This window comes from Candidatus Microthrix parvicella Bio17-1, from assembly GCF_000299415.1.
Lineage (GTDB): Bacteria > Actinomycetota > Acidimicrobiia > Acidimicrobiales > Microtrichaceae > Microthrix > Microthrix parvicella.
In genome coordinates this window covers 452,317-473,043 of sequence record NZ_AMPG01000002.1, presented here as the reverse complement: position 1 = coordinate 473,043, position 20,727 = coordinate 452,317, and the positions used below count along the sequence as shown (strand labels likewise).

General features: G+C 66.6%; 17 protein-coding genes. 7 read left to right on the top strand and 10 right to left on the bottom strand.

From position 1 onward, the window contains the following. Window positions 1-347: 347 nt before the first annotated feature. Window positions 348-1,658, bottom strand: a complete 1,311-nt coding sequence (locus MPARV_RS0110420; RefSeq protein WP_012223092.1) for an acyl-CoA dehydrogenase family protein — start codon at window positions 1,656-1,658, stop codon at window positions 348-350. A gap of 143 nt (window positions 1,659-1,801) precedes the next feature. Here MPARV_RS0110420 and MPARV_RS0110415 point away from each other — a divergent pair, with 143 nt between their 5' ends. Beyond that, complete coding sequence (locus MPARV_RS0110415) at window positions 1,802-3,079, top strand: DUF445 domain-containing protein (protein WP_012223096.1); 1,278 nt, start codon at window positions 1,802-1,804, stop codon at window positions 3,077-3,079. Between the two features lie 61 nt (window positions 3,080-3,140). Here the strand turns inward: MPARV_RS0110415 and MPARV_RS22690 are convergent, their stop codons facing one another. Then, window positions 3,141-4,781, bottom strand: coding sequence for an ABC1 kinase family protein (locus MPARV_RS22690; RefSeq protein WP_012223098.1), 1,641 nt, complete (start codon window positions 4,779-4,781; stop codon window positions 3,141-3,143). A gap of 59 nt (window positions 4,782-4,840) precedes the next feature. Between MPARV_RS22690 and MPARV_RS0110405 the strand changes: the two genes are divergently transcribed. From MPARV_RS0110405 to MPARV_RS0110390, 4 genes are all read left to right on the top strand, one after another. After that, on the top strand, window positions 4,841-5,605 hold the full coding sequence (locus tag MPARV_RS0110405) for a 3'(2'),5'-bisphosphate nucleotidase CysQ (RefSeq protein ID WP_172636573.1): 765 nt from the start codon (window positions 4,841-4,843) through the stop codon (window positions 5,603-5,605). A 78-nt stretch (window positions 5,606-5,683) separates the two neighbouring features. Continuing rightward, entirely contained in the window at window positions 5,684-7,201 is a 1,518-nt protein-coding gene (locus MPARV_RS0110400; protein ID WP_020378190.1) for a bifunctional aminoglycoside phosphotransferase/ATP-binding protein, read from the top strand. A 97-nt stretch (window positions 7,202-7,298) separates the two neighbouring features. Next, entirely contained in the window at window positions 7,299-8,156 is an 858-nt protein-coding gene (locus MPARV_RS0110395; protein ID WP_012223114.1) for a universal stress protein, read from the top strand. Further along, entirely contained in the window at window positions 8,153-9,034 is an 882-nt protein-coding gene (locus tag MPARV_RS0110390; protein WP_012223115.1) for a universal stress protein, read from the top strand. Before MPARV_RS0110395 ends, MPARV_RS0110390 begins: the two co-directional genes overlap by 4 nt. Before the next feature lie 37 nt (window positions 9,035-9,071). Here MPARV_RS0110390 and MPARV_RS0110385 read toward each other — a convergent pair whose 3' ends face one another. Next, window positions 9,072-9,731 (bottom strand): response regulator transcription factor, encoded by a 660-nt coding sequence (locus MPARV_RS0110385; protein WP_020378189.1) that lies wholly within the window; start codon window positions 9,729-9,731, stop codon window positions 9,072-9,074. Between the two features lie 178 nt (window positions 9,732-9,909). On the opposite strand from MPARV_RS0110385, the gene MPARV_RS22685 reads away from it, so the two are divergent. Beyond that, on the top strand, window positions 9,910-12,042 hold the full coding sequence (locus tag MPARV_RS22685; protein ID WP_157789552.1) for a PAS domain-containing sensor histidine kinase: 2,133 nt from the start codon (window positions 9,910-9,912) through the stop codon (window positions 12,040-12,042). Here the strand turns inward: MPARV_RS22685 and ppsA are convergent. From ppsA to MPARV_RS0110340, 7 genes are all read right to left on the bottom strand, one after another. Next, complete coding sequence (ppsA, locus tag MPARV_RS0110375) at window positions 12,039-14,474, bottom strand: phosphoenolpyruvate synthase (protein WP_020378187.1); 2,436 nt, start codon at window positions 14,472-14,474, stop codon at window positions 12,039-12,041. The two genes, MPARV_RS22685 and ppsA, sit on opposite strands and share 4 nt — an antisense overlap. A gap of 143 nt (window positions 14,475-14,617) precedes the next feature. Then, window positions 14,618-15,880, bottom strand: coding sequence for a metal-dependent hydrolase family protein (locus MPARV_RS0110370; RefSeq protein ID WP_020378186.1), 1,263 nt, complete (start codon window positions 15,878-15,880; stop codon window positions 14,618-14,620). A gap of 149 nt (window positions 15,881-16,029) precedes the next feature. Then, complete coding sequence (locus MPARV_RS24735; RefSeq protein WP_157789551.1) at window positions 16,030-16,188, bottom strand: hypothetical protein; 159 nt, start codon at window positions 16,186-16,188, stop codon at window positions 16,030-16,032. Beyond that, window positions 16,188-16,376 carry a hypothetical protein gene (locus tag MPARV_RS24730; RefSeq protein WP_155852217.1) on the bottom strand — a complete coding sequence of 63 codons (189 nt, stop codon included), beginning with the start codon at window positions 16,374-16,376 and terminating at the stop codon, window positions 16,188-16,190. Before MPARV_RS24730 ends, MPARV_RS24735 begins: the two co-directional genes overlap by 1 nt. Window positions 16,377-16,650: 274 nt before the next feature. Next, window positions 16,651-16,893: an ATP-binding cassette domain-containing protein gene (locus MPARV_RS0110355; RefSeq protein WP_020378183.1), complete on the bottom strand. Its 243-nt coding sequence runs from the start codon at window positions 16,891-16,893 to the stop codon at window positions 16,651-16,653. A 1,033-nt stretch (window positions 16,894-17,926) separates the two neighbouring features. Then, on the bottom strand, window positions 17,927-18,721 hold the full coding sequence (locus MPARV_RS0110345; RefSeq protein WP_020378181.1) for an ABC transporter permease: 795 nt from the start codon (window positions 18,719-18,721) through the stop codon (window positions 17,927-17,929). Beyond that, the gene (locus MPARV_RS0110340; protein ID WP_020378180.1) at window positions 18,718-19,632 is read right to left on the bottom strand and encodes an ABC transporter ATP-binding protein; all 915 of its coding nucleotides are present in this window, start codon (window positions 19,630-19,632) and stop codon (window positions 18,718-18,720) included. The genes MPARV_RS0110345 and MPARV_RS0110340 overlap by 4 nt, the downstream gene beginning before the upstream one ends. A 193-nt stretch (window positions 19,633-19,825) precedes the next feature. On the opposite strand from MPARV_RS0110340, the gene MPARV_RS22680 reads away from it, so the two are divergent. Beyond that, the gene (locus MPARV_RS22680) at window positions 19,826-20,698 is read left to right on the top strand and encodes a universal stress protein (protein WP_020378179.1); all 873 of its coding nucleotides are present in this window, start codon (window positions 19,826-19,828) and stop codon (window positions 20,696-20,698) included. Window positions 20,699-20,727: the final 29 nt, after the last annotated feature.

The following is a 20,727-nucleotide window of genomic DNA, read 5'->3' as shown; positions in this document are numbered from 1 at the left end:
GTCTCCTGGGTGAACCTCGACCGGCGGTCGAGGCGGAGCGACTCGACCCGCCGTCGTGAAGCTTCGTGAACATCATGACGCACCGCTGTGACAATGAGCGTTGGAACGCCCGACGTGACGGGATTGCGCGCGATGAACGCGATGAACGCGGTGAACGCGATGAACGGCGCCGAGGCGCCCGCTCGCCCCACGCGCAAAACCCGGCCGCTCACCGTCCGGAGATGGGCCGGGTTCACTTCCGCTGGCTAGTGCCGTTGGCGCTGTCCATCGTACGCGCTTCGTTGGCGGTGCTCAACCACCTTCAGCCGACCAAACAAGGCGCCGCGGCGCCACCGACAGCCGGATTGCTACTCGGCGCCCTTGGAGGTGCGCAGCTCGTTGAAGGGCAGCGTCTTGTCATTGCGAGGCTCGGAGGGCAGGCCCAGGACGCGCTCGCCGATGATGTTGCGTTGGATCTGGTCAGTGCCGCCGTAAATGGACGGGCCGGGGGCGAACAGCACCATCTCGGTGACCGCACCATCGTGAGGGGCCGACGCCCCGGCGAGCTGACCGGCGGGACCCAGGATGCGCGGGCCGAGGTCGACGATGGCCCGCATCATGTCGCTCATCATCAACTTGGACAGGTTGGCCAGGCCGGGGATCTCCAGGCCGATCGCCTTGGCGGCCTTGGCCCGCTTGTTGGTCATCTTGGCCAGCTCCACCAGCGTGTGCAGCTTCATGATGTCGTCGCGCAGCACGGGATCACTCATGGCGGCTCCGCTGGACGTTGCCAGCTTGAGGATGGCGGAGGCGCCCCCTCCGGCCATCGCCGCGCCGGACCCGGAGGTGTCGCCACGGACGAAGTCACCCACCCGCTTGTCGAGGTGGCCGTGCACGGTGCCGGGCACCGCCGAGCTGGTGGCGCCCGTGCCGCCGGCGCCCAGGCCGGAGCGCTCGAACATCAGCGTGGTGTTGGCCACCGCCCAACCTTTGCCCTCGCCGCCGATCAGCGCATCGTGGGCCACTCGGGCGTCCGAAATGAACACCTCGTTGAACAGCGCCCGGCCGGTCATCTCCTTGAGGGGGCGAATGTCGATGCCGTCCTGATGCATGGGCAGCGCGAAGTAGCTGATGCCGGCGTGCTTGGGCACGGTGGGGTCGGTGCGGGCCATCAACATGCCCAGGTCGGCGATGTGCCCGGCCGAGGTCCACACCTTCTGACCGTTGATGATCCACTCGTCGCCGTCTCGGAGCGCCGAGGTACGGATCGACGCAAGGTCGGAACCGGCCTCGGGCTCGGAGAACAGCTGGCACCACGCCTCGGAGCCGTCGACGATCGAGGGGATGTAGCGCTGCTTCTGTTCGTCGGTACCTTGGGCGATGATCGTGGGTCCGGCGAGCAGCAGGCCCAGACCGCCGGGAGGGCCGATGGCGCCGGCCTTGGCGATCTCCTCGGCCACCACGACGGCCTCGCCCCGGGACAGGTCGCGGCCGAACCACTCTGACGGCCACGCGGGCACCGACCAGTGGGCGTCGCGCAACATCGTCCACCATTCGCCGACGGTGAGATCCGGGTCCCAGTTGGCGGTCACCCACGACGACACCTCGGCGCGTAGCTCTGAGTTGTCGCGATCCGAGGGTTCGCTGGGCTTGTCGGTGCTCGTGGTGGCGTCGCTCATGGACGTTGATGCTACCGCCGGGCGTCGGCTGGGACTAGACCGCGCGGTCAAGTTTGATCTGGTGGCCGATTGGGTGGCCGATTGGGTGGCGGACGGTGACGCGTTGACTTGGATGCGCCGCGGCGCCGCTACGGTTTCGTGCCGTGACGTCGCCACCAGCGGTTCCGATGCCGCTTACAGGAGACGAGGCCCGTCGTCGGGCGGAACTGCGGCGGATGAAGGCGACCGCCGTCGGCCTCCTGCTGGTGGCCACGGCGGTGTTCGTGGCAAGCGCACTGGCTGGTGAGGATGCGCCCGGTTGGGTGGCCTATGTGAGGGCTGCGGCCGAAGCGGGCATGGTGGGCGGCTTGGCCGACTGGTTTGCCGTCACCGCGCTGTTCAAGCACCCGCTGGGCATTCCCATCCCACACACCGCCATCATCCAGAAGCGCAAGGACGACATCGGTTCCGGTCTCGGCTCGTTTGTTTCCGACTACTTCCTCACGCCGGAGGGGATCACCGAGCGCCTCGGTGAGGCTCACGTTGCCGAGCGTCTTGGTGCCTGGATGGCAGAGCCCGCCAACGCCGACAGGTTTGCCCGCCAGTTGCTGACGGTGGGCGGGAGCATGCTGGACGCCGTGCGCGAGGACGAAGTGCGCGAAGCCATCGAGGATGCGGTGGTGCGGCGATTGCGCACCACCCCAACCGGGCCCGCCGCAGCCAGGGTTCTGGAGTTGGTTGTTGACGAGGGCCGTCATCAGAAGCTGCTCTCGGTCATCCTGAAGCGCCTGGGTGAGGTGCTGGAGGTCAACCGGGAGACGCTGCGCACCCGCATGTACACCGAATCGCCGTGGTGGGTGCCCAACACGGTCGACGACGTGGTGTTCGACCGGCTTCACGATGTGGCCACCCGCTACCTGTTCGACCTGGCGGCCGATCCTGACCACCAGTTGCGGCAATCGATCGACCTCCAGATGGAGCAGTTGGTGATCGATCTTGCTCGCGATCCGGCGACCGGTCGGCGCGCCGACGAACTGCGCGACGAGTTGCTGGATCATCCGCAGTTGCGCGAATGGACCGGCTCGATCTGGGTCGACCTCAAGGAACGAATCAAGGCAACCGCTGCGGACCCCGACGAGGCCACGTTGGCCCGCATCGCCGCGGCCATCGCCGGGTTCGGCCGCGGGCTGGTGGACGACCCGGCGCTGAGTGCCAAAGCAAACGGCTGGTTGACCACCACGGCCGTGTCGCTGGCCGACCAGTCTCGCGACGAGATCGGCAACTACATCGCCACCACCGTTCAGGGTTGGGACACCGCCGAAGCCGCCCAGCGCATCGAGTTGCAGGTGGGACGCGACCTTCAGTTCGTGCGAATCAACGGCACCGTGGTCGGCGCCCTCGCCGGTGTGGTGATCTACACCATCGGCCAGCTTCTTGGCTGAGACACCATCGGGCGACGACGTGCCAATCGTCCGGCCGAAACCAGGCGTTGTGGCGAACGTCCTACCGCTTGCGCATGCGGGCGCGGATCAGGTCCCTGCGGCGTCGTAACTCCTCGTGGGTCAGCGGGCTGGCGTCCTGCTCGGTGATACCGAAAGCGGCTCGAACGGAGGTTTCGTCCACCCCGATCATGTCGTCGGCGGCGATACCCAACTGGGCGGCCAATACTTCGCCGTGACGGCCGGCCATCGACATCCACAGGTTCATGATCTCGGCCATGATGTCCAGATCGGGCGCCAAGGTGGCGATGGCACCGTCGAGAAACACCAGGTTCTTCACATAGAGCATGAGGATCTTCGGTAGCCGGGCGCCCATGCCCAGGAGCGCCTTGGTGATCCGCTGCAGCTCGGCCATCATTTCGTCCTGGCTGAGCTGAGTGGGGTCGATCACATCGCCGTCCAGGCGGAGCTCGGACATCACCCAGTCGAGATCGACGTCGTCGGGCAACGCTCCCAGGTCGCGGAACGCAGCCAACTGGCCTCTGATGTCGCCCGTTGCCCCGGTGATCATCATGCGAAGGAACGCCAGGCGCTCCTTCTCGGTCATGCGGGCGGTGATGCCGAAGTCCAACAATGCGATGCGCCCGTCCTCGAGCACAAACAGGTTGCCGCCATGCAGATCGCCGTGGAAGATGCCCTGCACCATGGCGCCCTCGGTGAAGCCGACCATGCCGGTGCGCACCACATCGTGGCCACTGATCCCGGCGGCGATCATGCCGTCGATGTCCTCCCAGCCGTAGCCGGACAGGCGTTCCATCACCAGCACCCGCCGGGTCACCAGCGTGGGGTGGGGGCGGGCCACGACGAAGCCGCGCTGGTCCAGCTGAGCGAACGCCTCGGCGACGTCCAGCATGTTCTCGGCCTCGAGGCGAAAGTCGAGCTCCTCGGTGATCGTTTCGGTAAACAGCTCGACGAGCGCGGGCGGATTGGCCAACGCCGAGACCGGGATGCGACCGATGAGAAACGGCGCCAGCCAGGCCATCACCTCGAGGTCTCGATAGACCTGGGTGCGGATGGTCGGTCGCTGCACTTTGACCACCACCTCCTCGCCGGTGTGCAGCGTGGCAACGTGCACCTGGGCGATCGAGGCAGCGGCAAGTGGCTTTCGGTCGAACGTGGCGAACACATCCTCCAGCGGTCGGCCCAGGTCGGATTCGACCACCTCGCGCACCACCTCGAAGCTCTCGGCAGGCACCTTGTCCCGGAGCAGGGAGAACTGCGCCACCAATTCGTCGGGGAAGATGCCGGCACCCGAGCTGATGATCTGACCCAGCTTGATGTAGGTGGGTCCCAGGTCCTCGGCCGCCTCGCGTAGGCGGCGGGACAGGCCATCGATACGTCGGGTTGAGTCCGACAAACGGCGCTCCCGCAACAGCCATGGCGCCACCGCCCACGCCAGACGGCCCGATACCCGGGCCAGGCGGCCAAGCGGCGGGATGCGCTTGGGTGCGGTCAGCCGCGGTACCTCACGGGCCAGTGCGGCTCGAATGACCCCGAGCCCGACGTCCCAGTCCAAGTGGTCTCGATCCACCACCCATGGGGCGGCGTCGGTGAAGGCGAACCGGTCGGTGTCCGGGGCGGTACCCGGCGAGGTTGCGGGTGGTTGGGTGGGCGATGCTGCGGGCGGTTGGGCGGGGCGAGCCATGGTCCATGATCCCCCGAGAGCGTGGCCCGTGGCGAGCGGGCCTCTACAGTGCCTGGATCATGGCCCACTTGGATGACCATCGACTGGCCCACCAGCTGGCCACGGACGCCGGCTCGATGCTGGTGGAACTTCGGGCGAAACTCGCTTCCGAGGGTGCCCCGCCGAGCGTGCTGAAGGCGCAGGGCGACCGGGCGGCGCACGTGCTGCTCGTGAGGGCATTGGCCGAGGCCCGCCCCGACGACGCCGTGCTGTCCGAGGAGGGCCGCGATCACCTGGGGCGGCTGAGCGCAGACCGGGTGTGGATCGTCGACCCGCTCGACGGAACCCGGGAGTTTTCCCAGGTGCCCCGCAGCGACTGGGCGGTGCACGTGGCACTGGTGGAGGACGGCGAGCCAACCGCCGGGGCCGTCGCGCTCCCGGCATTGGGTGTCACGTATTCCACGGCGGAACCGCCCGTGATACTCGATGCGCCCAACGCTCCACCCCGGCTGGCGGTCTCACGCAGCCGCCCACTGTTGGAGGCGATGGCGTTGGCCGAAGCCTTGGATGCCGAACTGGTGCCCATGGGGTCGGCGGGTGCGAAGGCCATGGCGGTGGCCACCGGACTGGTGGACTGCTACCCCCATGCCGGAGGGCAATACGAGTGGGACAGTTGCGCACCGGTGGCGGTGGCCCGCGCCGCCGGGCTGTGGTGCTCCCGGCTGAACGGGTCGCCGCTGCGCTACAACCGCCCGGACCCCTGGCTGCCGGACATCTTGATCTGCCACCCGGGCGTGCACGAGCGCGTCGCGGCCACCTTGGCCCAACTGGGCTGGAGTTCCTGAACGAGGCAGACGGGTGCGTGAGCGGGCAACATGGGGTGTGCGGCTCCCGTCGTTGCGGTGGCCGGAGAAGGGAGCACGATGAGCGGCACCGATCAGCGGAGCGGAGCGCCAGGCGGAGCGGAGACCGCCGGTGGCACCCAGGCCGTCGAGACACACATGTCGTGGGTGTTCATGGCCGGCGACCGTGCATTCAAGCTGCTCAAGCCGGTCACCCTGCCGTTTATCGACCGATCTGAGACCGAGGTGCGAATCGCCGCCGCCGAGCGTGAGTTTGAACTCAATGCCCGCATCGCCCCTGACGTGTATCTGGGTTTGGCAGACGTCCGCGAGGGGGGCGGAGCGGAGGGTGCAGCGTTGACCGACCGGATGATCGTGATGCGTCGTCTGCCCGCCGACCGTCGGCTGTCGCAGTTGGCCGGTACCCCGGGCTTCGAGGATCAGCTTCGCTCCGTTGCACGAACGGTGGCAGCGTTCCACGCGGCGCAGGCGCCGGTGTTTGACCACGAGGCGGCGCTGGCCGGCGCGCTGGGCGACAACTGGACCGACAACTTTGCTGTCACCGATGCGCTGGTCGGAGCCGGAGTGCCCAACGAGGACATCGACCGGGTCAAGGAGTTGGCCCGGCGATACCTGGCCGGCCGAGGTCCGCTGATGCAGCGACGTGCCGCCGACGGATTCGTGCGGGACGGGCACGGCGACCTGATCGCAGATGACGTCTTCTGCCTCGATGATGGTCCCCGCATTATTGACTGTCTGGCGTTCAACGACGAGTGGCGCATCGGCGACGTGCTCCTGGACATCGCCTTCCTCGTGATGGACGTGCACCGTGTGGCCGGACGGGCGGACGCCATGGCCCTGCTCGCCTGGTATCAGGAGTTCGCCGCGGAACAACACCCCTCATCGCTCGCGCACCACTACGTGGCCTACCGGGCTCATGTTCGGGCGAAGGTGGCCTGTCTGCGTTGGCAGCAGGGCGACGCGGCGAGCGCCTCGCTGGCACGCGAGTACCACGACCTGGCACTCCACCACCTGGAGTGCGCACGGGTGCGTTTGGTGCTGGTTGGTGGTGGGCCCGGCACCGGTAAAACCGTGTTGGCCAACGGACTGGCCGATCAGCTTGGATGGGCGGTGGTGCGGACCGACGACGTGCGTCGCGGGGTTGTCGCAGCGCAGGGTGAGGTGCCGGGTGCCGTGGCGCCGGGCGAGGGGGCCTACGGCGCTGCGGGCAGGGATGCGGCGTACCAGGAACTGGTTCGCCAGGCGAGGCTGCTGCTGAACTCGGGTGAAAGCGTGGTGCTGGATGCCTCGTGGACCAGCGAGGACCATCGGCAGGTCGTGCGCAGGCTGGCGGAGGAGACACACGCCGAACTTGTTGAGCTCGAGTGCCGGCTGGACCCCGCCGTGGCCAAGGAACGCATTTCCGAGCGTCGCGCAGCCGGGGGCAGCAACTCTGATGCCACCGCCGACGTCGTGGACTACCTGAACGGCCTCAGAGACCCGTGGGAAGCGGCGGCCGGCCTGGATACCGAGCAGGCACAGGAGGTGGTGCTCCAACAAGCGTTGACGGTAGTTCACGGCCTGGTTCGGACGCGCTGATCGGTCTCGGGCCCACGGCTCGGTCGGGCCCTTGTCCTCTAGCCTGCCGTTGGAACCCGCGCCACCCTGGGTGGGTCGAGTCGACCGAAGGAGTGGAATGAAGATCGTTGTTGGAATGGATGGTTCGGACGCGTCGATCGAGGCGTTGCGATTTGCGGCCGACGAGGCCGAGACGCTCGATGCGGACCTGACGGCCGTCACGGTGTGGGAGATGCCGCCGTTGGCCCTGGGCTATGTGTCGGCCGCGGACGCGAGCGGCGCCATGGACCCGTGGTTGGAAAAAGCGGTTGACGCAACCCTGGGCGAGGCGGGGGAGAAGGTAACCAGGCGGGTCGAGACCGGATCGGCGAGCGCCGCGTTGTTGCGGGTTGCCGAGGACGCCGACCTGTTGGTGGTGGGCTCGCGTGGCCACGGCGCGCTGGCCGGAGTGATCCTGGGCTCGGTCAGTAACCAACTGGCCAACCATGCCGACTGCCCGCTGACCGTGCTGCCTGCGCCACGCGACGGGTCCAGCCATGATCCCGACGGCCCCATCGTGGTGGGGGTTGATGGTTCGTCCAACGCCACCGCCGCCCTCCACTGGGCGGCCGACCGGGCCGTCCGATTGGGGCGGCGGCTTCGGGTGGTGATGGCATGGCGAGGCGAGGTTGCGGGATGGCTGGCAGGCACGGACGTGCTGGATGAATGGCCCGCCGACGATGACTTCAAGGCGCAGGCCCGTGACATGCTGACCGAGGTGGTGGACGAGGCCAGGCTGCCGGATTCCCTTGAGGTCGACCTGGTGCTTGGGGAAGGGGCACCGGCGACGGTGATTCGTGAGGCGTGCGGTGGGGCTTCGATGCTGGTTTTGGGTGCCCGTGGGAGGGGTGGCTTCATGGGGCTGCTGCTGGGCTCGGTGACCGCCCATCTTCTGAACCATCTGGAAGGACCCACCACGGTGGTGCCGTCGTCATGAGCCGCGTCGTTGTTGGGGTTGACGCCTCATCGATGCCGACGGCGGCGCTGCGCGAGGCGCTGAGCGAGGCACACCTGCGCGGTTCGGTGTTGAAGGTCGTCTCGGTCTGGTCCTATCCGCCGCTGTCCGCCGAGGAGCGCCTGTTGACCACGGCGTCGGCCGTGGAGGCCGAAACGATCGAGCGGGTGGGGGAGACGGTTGATCGGCTTCGACACGAGGGGCACAACTCCGAGTTGACCATCAAGGTGGACGTGCGGCAGGGAGCGCCAGGCAAGGTGCTGATCGACCTGGCCGTCGGGTGCGAACTGCTGGTGGTGGGACGGCGCGACCGGTCACGGCTTCGGCACCTGGTCCTCGGATCGGTGGCCGACCAGTGCGTGCGCCACTCGCCCGTGCCGGTCATGGTGGTGCCGTCGGACTGGGAGCGCCCGGATCGCTCCGGCGACGTGACGTTGGCCGTCGGTATGGACTTTTCGGATTCGGCGAACGAGGCGTTGCGGTGGACGCTCGGCGAGGCCGAGCGGCGCAACGCTGCGGTGCGGGTGGTGCACTCCTGGGAGGAGCCGATGCTCGTCGGCGGCGATCTGATGATGGCCATGCCACCTTCGGCCGCGCTGGAACACGACGCAGAGGAGCGCATGGACAGGTTCATGTCGGCCCTCGACGTTCCGGATGGAGTTTCGGTGACCGGTTCGGTGCGACGTGGACCACCGGCTCAGGTTCTGCTGGAGGCGGCCGAGGACGCAGACATGGTGGTGGTGGGCAGCCGTGGCCTGGGCGGGTTTGCCGGACTGTTGTTGGGATCGGTGGCCCGCCGGGTGACGCATCTGGCACCGTGCCCGGTCGTCGTCGTTCCATCTGAAAAACAACGAAGGTAGGCGAGGCCCCGTTCGAGAACCAGGGCGGTGGGACGGTTCAGATTCGTTTCTGCCGCTCGTCGAGGCGGGCGGCCAGTGCGGCCGCCTCGGTTCGTCGTTCCATGCCCAACTTCATCAGCACGTTGGAGACGTAGTTCTTGACCGTTTTCTCTGCCAGGTACATCACATCGGCGATCTGGCGATTGGACATGCCCTCGCCGATCAGCTCGAAAATGCGCTGCTCCTGAGGGCTGAGCAGGTCGACTGCGTTCTGCCGACCGGACTGGCGTCGCACGCGCTCGAGCGCCCGCCGGACCGCACCGGGATCCAACAGTGAGTTGCCATTGGCCACCTGGCGGATGGCGTGGGTGATCTCATCGCCGCGAATCTGCTTCGAGATATACCCGTGGGCGCCGGCCATCGATGCGTCCACCAGCGCCTCGTCGTCTGCGAATGACGACAGCATCAGACAGCGGACCGCCGGCCGGCCAGACCTGATCTCCCGGCACAACTCGATGCCCGAGCCGTCCGGGAGGCGAACGTCCAACACGGCGACGTCAAAGCTGAGCACCTCCACGAGTGCCAGGGCGGAGGCGAGTGTGCCCGCCTCACCGACCACCTCGAGATCGCCGGTGCCGTCGAACAGGTCGATCAACCCGCGCCGAACCACCTCATGGTCGTCCACCAGAAAGATCCTGATTCGCCCAGCGCCGGTCATCGAGCACATCTTGGTCGATCGTGGCCGCAAGGGGCAGGGGCCAAAGTCCCTCCCCGTTCGCTTGACGCCGGCGATCCGCTGCGTGAGCATCCATCCCAGGCGATGAGATCGGACGAACTTGAAACCGAATGTGCACTCCGGCGAGGGTTCTTCAGACCGAGCGGCGCCGTCGACCACGTTGAGCGACTTTCCCGAGTCTGCCCGGGTACTGCTGGATGCCATGCCCGATGCGGTGCTGGTGGTTGACGACGATGGCCGGATTGTGCTGTCCAACGCCGAAGCCGAGGCGCTGTTCAGATATGAGCCTGGCTCGATGTTGGGGATGAAGGTGGAGTCATTGGTTCCGCTCGGTCTTCGTCAGCGTCACGAGGAGCTGAGGGAGCACTACCATCACCAGCCGCTGCGGCGATCGATGGGCACATGTGGCCAGCGGCTGACAGGGATCACCAGCCATGGCTCGGTCTTCCCCACCGAGATCAACCTGAGCCCCTGTCAATATGGCGGAGCGACCTACGTGGTTGCCGCCGTGCGCGACATCAGCGATCGGGTGCAACTCGACCGGGACCACCGGCGGGTGCTTGCCAGCCTCGACTCATTGCCCAGCCTGGTGGTGGTCATCGACCCGGACAACCTCTGGATCGGATACGCCAACGATGGCGCCCGGAGGATGTCCGGCTATCCGGTGGACGAGCTCACCTCCATGACGCCGTTGACCCTCCTCCCCGGGATGAGTCGCGCGGAATTTTCGGCGCTGGTGGCGAGGGCTCGAACGGATGGCCAGGCGACGGCCGAGACGGACCTGCAGCACTCGGACGGCCGACGGCTGCCGCTGGAGATCTGGGCCACCTTTGTGGACGGTGTCCCCGGAGGGGACGCAGCGGTTTGTGTGTTGTTTGGCAGGGACGTGTCCGATCGGCGCCAGGCCCAGGATCAGCACCGGGCGGTACTGGACAAGCTCCGGCGTGTGGCGGTGTCCGCCGGCATCTCGATCTGGACGCTCGATCGCGAAGGTACCGTGGTGTTTGCCCAAGGGGCCGAGTTGAGCCACCTCGGGCGTCTTGGCGACGCAGTCGGCCGCGGTATCGCCGAGTTGTTCGAGTCCTTCCCGACGGTGGTGGCGGCATTTGACGAGGCGCTTGGCGGGGTTGATACCTCCACGGTCGTCAGCGTGGGCGGCGAGAGCCGACAAATCAGCTTTCAGCCGGTGATCGGCGATGGATCCGAAGTGGTCGAGGTGATCGGCACGGCGGTCGATGTTGGCGAGCTCGAGGCGTCACGCCAGGCGGCGGCATGGGAGCGGGACCGGCTCGACGCAACCCACCGGTCGATGAGCCAGGGCATGCTGACGGTGAGCATCGAGGGCACGGTGCTGGAGGCCAACCCGGCGTTCTGCGGATTGGTGGGTTTGTCGCATACCGAGGTGCTCAACAGCCGCCGACCGTTTTCGTTCCTGTCCGAGCGCGAGGGCAACAGCGAGTTTGAGGCGACGTGGATGATCCTCGCCGAGGTCGGCCACGTGGAGTTCAGCACCGAGTTGGTCCGCCCGGATGGCTCCAGGATTCCGGTGCTGGTGACAGCCGACCGAATCGCCGGTCACCCGGATCAGGCCCTCGTGTTGTTTTCCGATCTGTCGATTCGTCGCCGCTTTGAGAACGACCTGGACACCGCCAACGCTGTTTTGGTGGCCGCTGATGAACGGGAGCGGATTGCCCGCGACCTGCACGATCGGGTGATCCAACGAATATTCGCCACCGGCATCTCGTTGCAAAGCACGCAAAGCCGCACCGCCGACGCTCGAATCGCAGCCAGGTTGGGGCAGGCGGTGGACGAACTGGATCTGGTGATCCGCGAGCTGCGCACCTCGGTTTTTGAGCTTCACCAAACCCCCTCGGGCGGAGCGTCCGGGGTCCGACGAGATGTTTTGGCGGTGATCGATGAAGCCACCCGTGTGCTGGGGTTTCGGCCTGACGTGCGCTTTGAGGGGGTGATCGAGGACCTGGACATCGAGGTGGAGGTGGACCTCCTGGCGGTGGTCCGGGAATCCCTGACCAACGTCGCACGACACGCAGCGGCCACTGCCGCATCGGTCGCCGTCACGGTGGACGACGAGTCGCTCGAACTGGTCGTTGACGACAACGGGGTCGGCTCGAAGCCGGCCACCGCGTCCACCGGGCATGGCATGAGCAATATGGCGGGGCGGGCGGAGCGGCGCGGCGGCAACCTGGTGATGAGCCCAAACGGTCCCGGCGCCGGGTCGACACTTCGCTGGTGGGTGCCGCTGCCGTCCGACCAACCCGAGAGCGGTCGTTAGGCCAACGCTGCGGGCCCCTTGGGGGCCAGTAACGCTTCGGCGTCTGCAATCCGGTTGCTGACAGCGAAGAAGGCGTCGGGCGTGACCGACACTGAATCGATGCCGGCTTCCACCAGAAGCCGTGCGTACTCGGGGTCGTTGCTCGGAGCCTGGCCACAGAACCCAACCGGTTTGCCGGCGGCGTGGGCAGCCTCGATCAGCTGTCGAATGAGGCTGAGCACGGCCGGATCGTCCGCCCCGAACTGCGTGGCAAGTTCGGCCGAGTCGCGATCGACTCCCAACGTGAGTTGTGTGAGGTCGTTGGAGCCAATGGAAAACCCGTCGAACCGCTCGGCAAATTCGGTGGCTCTGATCACGTTCGAGGGGATCTCCGCCATCACGTAGACCTTGAGCCCGTTGGCGCCGCGGGCCAGACCCTCCTCCGCCATCACCCGGAGGACCCGATCAGCCTCGTCGGGGGTGCGGCAGAACGGGATCATGACGATCACGTTGTCGAAGCCGATCTCGTTGCGCACCCGCGCGACCGCCTGACACTCCAGAGCGAATCCGTCGCGATAGCCGGGGTGGTCGTAGCGGGACGCGCCCCGCCACCCCAGCATCGGGTTGGCCTCGGTGGGCTCGAACTGCTCGCCGCCCAACAGCCCGGCGTACTCGTTGGTCTTGAAGTCGCTCATGCGCACGATCATCGGGCGGTCGGCCCAGGTGGCCGCCAGTGCGGCGATGCCGGACGACAACCTGTCGACGAAGTACTCCGCCGGGCTCGAGTGGTGCCCGGCGAGCTCCTCGATCGCCTGCCGGACCTCGGGATCGGTGATGCGGTCGGGGTGGGCCAGGGCCATGGGATGGGCCCCGATGTGCTCGCCGATGATGAACTCCATGCGGGCCAGCCCGATGCCGGCGGTCGGGAGCCGCCACCACTTCAACGCCGCCTGTGGATTGGCCAGGTTGACCATGACCTTGGTTCGGGTGGGAGGCACGTCGTCGAGCGACAGCTCACGCGTGTCGATGGTTGCGGACCCGTCGAAGACGATCCCGACGTCACCACCGGCGCACGACACGGTGACCCGTTGGCCCTCGACCAGCGTGGTGGTCGCATCGACGGCGCCGACGACCGCGGGCACACCCAGCTCGCGGCTGACGATCGCCGCATGAGAGGTTCGTCCACCACGGTTGGTGACCACGGCGGCCGCCCGCTGCATCACCGGCACCCAGTCGGGGTCGGTGGTGTCGGCCACCAAGATCGCCCCATCGGAAAATCGGTCGCCCTCGTCGGGCGAGTCGAGTCGACACACGACCCCCGTGGCGGCGCCGGCGCCGACCGACAGGCCCTTGAGCAGCACCGGCCCGTGACCGGAGACGTCGTACGTCGTCAGGGTGGCACCGCTGCGGCGGGCCTCCACCGTCTCGGGCCGGGCCTGCACGATGAACAGATCGCCGGTCACGCCGTCCTTCGCCCACTCGATGTCCATCGGACGCCCGTAGTGGTCCTCGATGATGACCGCCCACCGTGCCAGGGCCAACAGGTCGGGGTCGTCGAGCACCAACCGATTTCGCTCGTCCTCGGTGGTGTCGACCGTCGCCGTGGGACCGGCCTGGTCGTCGTGGCCGCCGACTCCGTCGTTATTGATGATCTTGAGACGCTTGCGCCCGAGCGACCGCTCGACGATGGGGGTCAACGACTGGTCGTCGAGGAACGCCTTGAACACCCGATAGCGGTCGGAGTCGACCACGCCCGACACGACGGCCTCGCCCAGCCCCCATGCGGCGTCGATCAGCACGTGGTGGGGAAAGCCGCTCTCCGGGTCGATGGTGAAGATCACCCCGGCCGAACCGGTGTCGGACCGGACCATCTGCTGGATGCCGACCGACAGTGCGACGTCCAGGTGATCGAAGCCGTTCTTGGTCCGGTAGGCGATCGCCCTGTCGCCGAACAGCGAGACGACGCAGCGGTGGTACGCCGCGACCACCGCATCGGCGCCGCGCACGTTGAGGAAGCTCTCCTGCTGCCCGGCGAAGCTGGCCTCGGGCAGGTCCTCCGCCGTGGCCGAAGAACGGACGGCGACCGGCACGTCGAGTTCGCCGATCCGGCTACACAGATCGTCATAGGCGGCCCGAATGTCGCGCTCGAGTGCCTCGCTCACGCGGGCGGCTCGAAATGCGGCACGTACGGTGGAGCCGATCGACCTGAGCGACTCGGGATGATCGGACATCCCGGCACCGACCGCTGAGATGGCCGGTCGCAGCCCCTGGTCGTCGACAACGTGCCAGTAGGCGGCGGACGTGACCGCAAACCCGCCCGGCACCCGCACGCCTGCGGCCCCGAGGTGGCGAATCATCTCCCCCAGCGAGGCGTTCTTGCCGCCGGCGATGCCCACATCGTCGATGGTCAATTGCTCAAGTGGGATGATCCACCCGGTCTCGGTGCTCTGCATGCGATCGCTCCCTCGGACTGGCCTCTCGGTCAGTGTTGCCCGGCGGAACGACGTCGCCTAGAGCACAAGGTCCGCGTCTCGGAGCTACAGATCGCGCAGTCGCCGGTGGAACGCGGTGCCGAAGCTCGGTTCAGTTCGGGGGGTCAGAGGGTGTTCTTGTGGGCGACGCCGTTCTTGACGATCACGCGCAGGGTGTCCTGGTAGTCGTTGAAGAAGCTCAGGTCCTTGGTGGGGTCACCGTCGACCAGGAGGAAGTCGGCCCATGCGCCGGGCTTGACCACGCCGATCGGAGCGTCGATGTAGGGGTCGCGCAGGCCGCACATGCGGAAGAGTTCGGCGTTCGTTGACGTGGCCATGCGTACGGCCTCGATCGGTTCCATGAACTCCGACAGGCGGGCGAACATGGTGATCTGGTGGGTTTCCTTTTCGGGCTCGAGGAGGATGTCGGTGCCGAACGCCGTGTTCACGCCGTACTTCTTCGACCACTCGTACAGGTTGCCGGTTCCCGAACACACCTGCTCGTGCTTGGCCTGGGTGCGGGGGTCGGGGAAGTGGTGGTCATGCGACACGAACGGCTGAGTGCTGAGCCAGATGTTCTTGTCCTTCATGTGCTTGACCGTGTCCTCGTCGGCGAGGTGAGCGTGCTCGATCGAGCGGACCCCAGCATCGATGGCGCGGTGGATCCCCTCGACGTTGTAGACGTGGGACAGTACGTACGTGCCCCAGTCGGCGGCGGCATTGACCGCCGCGCGGATCTCGTCCATCGTGAACTGCTGCGAGTCGAGTGAGTCGTAGGCCGAGGTCACACCGCCGCCGACCATCATCTTGATCTGCGTGGCACCCTTCTTCAGCTGCTCGCGTGCGCCGGCGAGAACCCGGTCGGGGCCGTCGGCGACGAGCGTCATGCCGACCGAATCACCTCGGGTTGGGACGCCACCCAGAGCGGTCGCGACGTCGTACGTCATCGAGAAGTCGCCGTGACCGGCGGTCTGGGAGATCATGGCGCCGCTCGGGTAGATCCGCGGTCCGGGAATCGTTCCCAGATCGATCGCCTGCTTGATCCCGAACACCGGACCGCCGGCGTCGCGCACGGTGGTAAACCCGCGCATCAGGGTGCGTTCCGCCGCAGCGACCGTGTTCGCGTAGATCCAGCCGATGTCGCCCTGCATCATCGCTGGCAGCGAATGACACATACCCATGATGTGGCAGTGAGCGTCGGTGAGGCCGGGCATCAGCACCCGACCGTCGCCGTCGATCACCTCGACGTCGTCGCCGGTGCTCGGCATCGTCTCGGTGACCTCGACGATCTTGCTGCCCGAGACAACGACGTGCCCTTCGACGAGCTCTTCGTGAACTCCGTCGAACACTTTGACGTTCGTTGCCACCATGGTTGTTGCCTCATTCATGGAGCCGCATGATATTCGCGCTCTCGCGAGCGAACCCACAGCGCCAAAGCTTCTGCCCGAGATCGACGCAGCGACGGCCGAGCCGGTAGGGACGTGTTCTTTCCCGCTGAGGGCTACAAGTGGAACGAACTGAAGCGGTACAACGCCGCTCAGCGGGAGGCCCGGGCGGTCGTGGCGATCGATGATTCGAGTGGGACCGGGCCCCATTCAAATCGCTGCTCGAACTCGCCCGAGTCGACCACGAAGTCTCGATCGAACTGATACAGCAGCTCGATCGACTCCTTGACCATGGGGACGAATACGCCCATCACCGAAGCTGCCAGGCAGGGACCAGACGCAGTCGTGGGCGGACCCCGGTCGCCACGACGCCGTAGACGTTCTCGGCAGCGGTCAGCGGAGCGTTGGCGGACGCACAGGCGTTGAGCACGCTGCGTTGAAGCGGCGGGAACTCCTCGGCCCACCGGTGGCACGGCGGCCCGGCACACTGAAACCCCACGCTTGCGCCCGAGATAACCCGGCGGGCGTCGCTGGCATCCGTGATATCGGCTGCTCTCGAGCGAGCTCCGCGAGGAAGGTGGGAATGACCGTGTGGTTCCCGTCTTCGCGAGTGACGGCGATGGCACCGAACAGCGCGGCCAGGATGAACCCATTGGACGCGAAGGCGATCACGATGAATGCGTTGATGATCGCAAAGAGGATGAGGACCCCAAGAAGTGCCAGCGGCATCTTGGTACTCGTGAGCTTGCGGAACTCGGAACGAATGAGTCGTCTCATGATCGGGTGTCCTCATCGGAAGCCGTCAGCTCGGAGGTCCAGGTCAGGATCAGCTCTTCGAGCGCTCCGTGGGTGACGAGCCGGCCTCGATTGATGACGATGACGTCGTCGGCGAGGTGTTCGACCTCGGCGAGGTTGTGGCTGGACACCAGGACCGTCCCGCCGTTCGCCGCGTGGGTTCGGAGTAGGTCGCGCAGCGTGCGGGTGCCCTGAGGGTCGAGGCCCAATCGTTGTCGCATTCCGAGGGAGTACGTCCCCGCGTTGCGATGAGCGGCGTCGGCGAGCCCGAACCGTTCGGCCCGAGAAAGCCGGTGACTCGCCCGGCGGCACCACGAAGGTGAGATCGTCGACGACGGTGTTGCCGTCGTAGCACTTCGTCAGGTGATCGACCTTGAGTGATCGGGCATCCTCGGCGTGACGTGTCAGGTTGCTGTCCGACCGTGGCGAGGTACTGGGCAGTGTTGATGGGGCAAACACGTTCTTGGTTCTGGTCGAACCAGATCCCACTCCCTCGCAGCGGCACGGATGCCGTCGCCGCGATTGGTCTCCTGGCTGCAGACGCTCGACACGGGTGCCGAGCGTCTCGCTGGCCGAAGATGGTCTCGGCGGTCACCGGCGGGTGAGGTCGGCAGAACCTGCATCGAACGCTCCTCGCCTGGGGTATCCGACCGATTCTTGTGGGCCCGAACCGCCGTTCCTGGGAGAAGGTCCGCAATCGGGAGCATGCCCGTGCCCCCGAACAAGGCGATGCCGTTCGGGGGCACGGAGGGATCCCGCCAGGGAGTTGGGCCAGTCGCAGCAATGCGCCAATGGTCCCGCGCCATAACCCACCTATCGGACCCAGACCGCGAAGTGTGAGTCACCCCGGCATGTTGAGACCTTCCTTGACACCGTCGACGAGGCAACGATCACCGTCGTTGACCAGGACGACCGCCATGTCTACCAACCGGGCATCCTGTTCGTCGCCTTCGCACTGGCCCATCCCGATGAGATCGTGCGGTCGCGTTCGCGCCAACTGCACCGTGGGATCGACTTTGTCGAGTCGGCCGTCGAACTCGTCGATATCGAGACCAACACGGTGCAACTCGCTGAAGGCGGCGCTCTGACCTATGACGTGTTGATCGTCGCATCCGGCGCAGCGCTGGTACCCGAGGAGACCGAGGGCATGATCGGCCCCGGCTGGATGGAGCGGGTGTTCACCTTGAAATCGTCACCGTTGGCGAGTTCTACGAGAGCGCCGCCGGCGGCCAGATCATCTTCCGGACGAACCGCCTACAACAGGAGGTCGCGACGGTCAAAGACCGGGATGGACGCAGCAAAAAGTGCCAGGCCGACGACGGGCATCACGACCACCATCATCGGCAGCGACGGGGCCAACGGCCCGCCGGAGATCGCCTGGTAGAAGGGTGAAAGCTTCCGGTACGGCTTGAGCGAGTCGAGCAGTTGCCCGGCCACGTACAGCACGTAGGAGGCCCCGGCGAGTCCGGATGCAATGCCAACCGCCAGGCCTCGGCGGCCGGTGGCAGCGCCGGCCGCCAGGGATATCAGACCGAACTCGATGCCGAGCAGCGTGGTCGCCACCACGCCGTTCAGGCTGTCGAGCAGGCCGATGTTCAGCCCGAAGAGCAGCGACGACAAGATGGTGCAGGCCCACAGCACGGCTCCCAGCGCGGCCACACCCGTCACCAAGCCACCGGCCTTCCCCACCAGCAGGGCCCGGCGGGTGATCGGGGTGGTGGCCAGCACCTCCATGGTGCCGTCCTCCTCCTTGGCGCCGATCAGCCGGGCACCCCTTCCGATGGCGTACACGACGAACATGATCGGCAGCATCAGGCTGAACACCTCGGCGTTCAGAAAGCCGATGGGGGTCGACATGTCGGCAACGTTGAACACCTCCATCAGGCCCTTCGGGTACTGATCCAGAAGAGCGTCGAAGTCGATGTCTGAGAACGACGGCCACATGGCCGACATCAGCAGGACGGTGCCGCCCACCCCGGTGCCCCACCCGATGAGGCCCCGCCGCTGATCGGTAAGCGTCTTCACGAACACGGCGCGGGTGGCGCTCATGGCTGCTGCTCGTAGTACTGGAGGAACACGCCCTCCAGGTCCACCTCGTTGGACACAACTCGTTCGACACCGAAGGGCGCGACGAACCGCAGCAGCTCGGCCATCGATCCCTCCACCACCACCTCGACGGCCGAGCCCAATCGGGCCACCTGGATCACGCCCTCGACGGCACCCAGCTGGTCGAATGGCGGTTCCACCCCCTCGGTGAACCGCAGTTCCAATCGCCTTCGGGTGCGGGCCTTGAGCGCGTTGATATCCCTCACCGTGGCCAGCCGCCCATTGCGGATGATGGCCACCCGGTCTGCCACCTCCTCAACCTCCGCGAGGATGTGCGACGAGAGGAACACCGTGCGTCCGGCGTCGCGCTGTTCGGACAACAGCTCCAAAAACACCCGCTGCATCAGCGGGTCGAGACCCTGGGTTGGCTCGTCCAACACCAACAGGTCTGGCTGGTGCATCATCGCCTGGATCAGCCCCACCTTTTGATGGTTTCCATGGGACAGTGCCCCGATGGCCCGGTCGAGGTTCAATTCGAAGCGTTCGGCCAGATCGTGGGATCGCCCTTCATCCACGCCGCCTCGCAGGTTGGCGAGATACCGCAGGTAGCGCCGCCCGGTCATGTCCCGGTAGGCCGCGAAGTCGCCGGGCAGGTATCCCACACGGCGGTGCACCTCCTGAGGTTCGCTCACCGGGTCGAAGCCCAGCACCGACGCAGTGCCGCCGGTGGGGTTGAGCAAACCCATCAGCAGCCGGATGGTGGTGCTCTTGCCGGCGCCGTTGGGCCCCAGAAATCCGAAGACACACCCGCGTGCGACCTCCAGGTCGAGGCGGTCGAGCGCCAAGGTCTTGCCGAATGACTTGGTGAGACCGTGGGTGCGGATTACCGCGTCGCCAGGTTGCTGGGAGGTCATCAGGTCAATCCACGACCACGTAAACGGTGCCGACACGAGAAGGGGGCACGTCTGCGGGTGCACCTGTCTGCAGATTCGGTGGCACGGATCAGTGTCTACTCCGTGCATCACGGCACAACCACAAGAACCCACGGCGGCTAGCGGGTGGGCGTGGGGTTTGGCATGATGGCGAGCTGTCGAGACGAGGTAACCGATGAAGATCGTGGTTGGAATTGATGGTTCGGCGGAGTCGACCGACGCGTTGCGCTTCGCCGCTGCGGAAGCGGGTGCCACCGGGGCGGATCTGCTTGCCGTCACCGTGTGGGAAGTGTCGACCCATTCGGCGAGGTACCTCAGCCAAGAGCACGTTGACGACGCAATGATCCCATGGATGGGTGAGTTCATCGACGAGGTGCTTGGGGCGAAGGGTGCCGACGTGACGAAGCTGGCGGCGTCGGGTTCGGCAGGGGGAGCCCTGCTGGATGCTGCCGCCGATGCCGATCAACTGGTGGTGGGTTCGCGTGGTCTCAACAGGTTGCAGCGCACCGTCCTGGGTTCGGTGAGCCGGCAGCTTGCCAGCCACACACCGTGCCCGCTCACCGTGATCCCTCCCGCAGACGTCGACGGGGGAGTCAACGATGCGGGGGTCGCTGCGAGCGGACCGGTCGTGGTGGGCATCGACGGATCCGCCAACTCCATGACCGCGCTCCAGTGGGCGGCCCAACGGGCTGTTCGCACCGATTCGCTGCTGCGGGTGACGATGGCGTGGCGGGGCGAGTCGGCAGGTTGGCGACCGGCTCCCGAGTTCAGCGATGTGCTTCCGGCGGATCAAGTGTTGGAGGCCCAGGCACAGGAGATGCTGGACGAGGCCATTCAAGCGGCGGCGCTTCCCGACTCGCTCCGTCTGGAAACGCTGCTGCACGAGGGCTCGCCGAAGCATGCGCTCGATGAGGCCGCCCATGGCGCGTCCATGCTGGTACTGGGCACTCGCGGCCACGGGGGGTTCATGGGGCTGCTCCTCGGTTCGGTGACCAGCCACACCCTCGACCACCTGCGTTGCCCGACCACGGTCGTTCCGGCGGCCTGATCACGCCAACAAGCAGCCTGGAGGGTAGG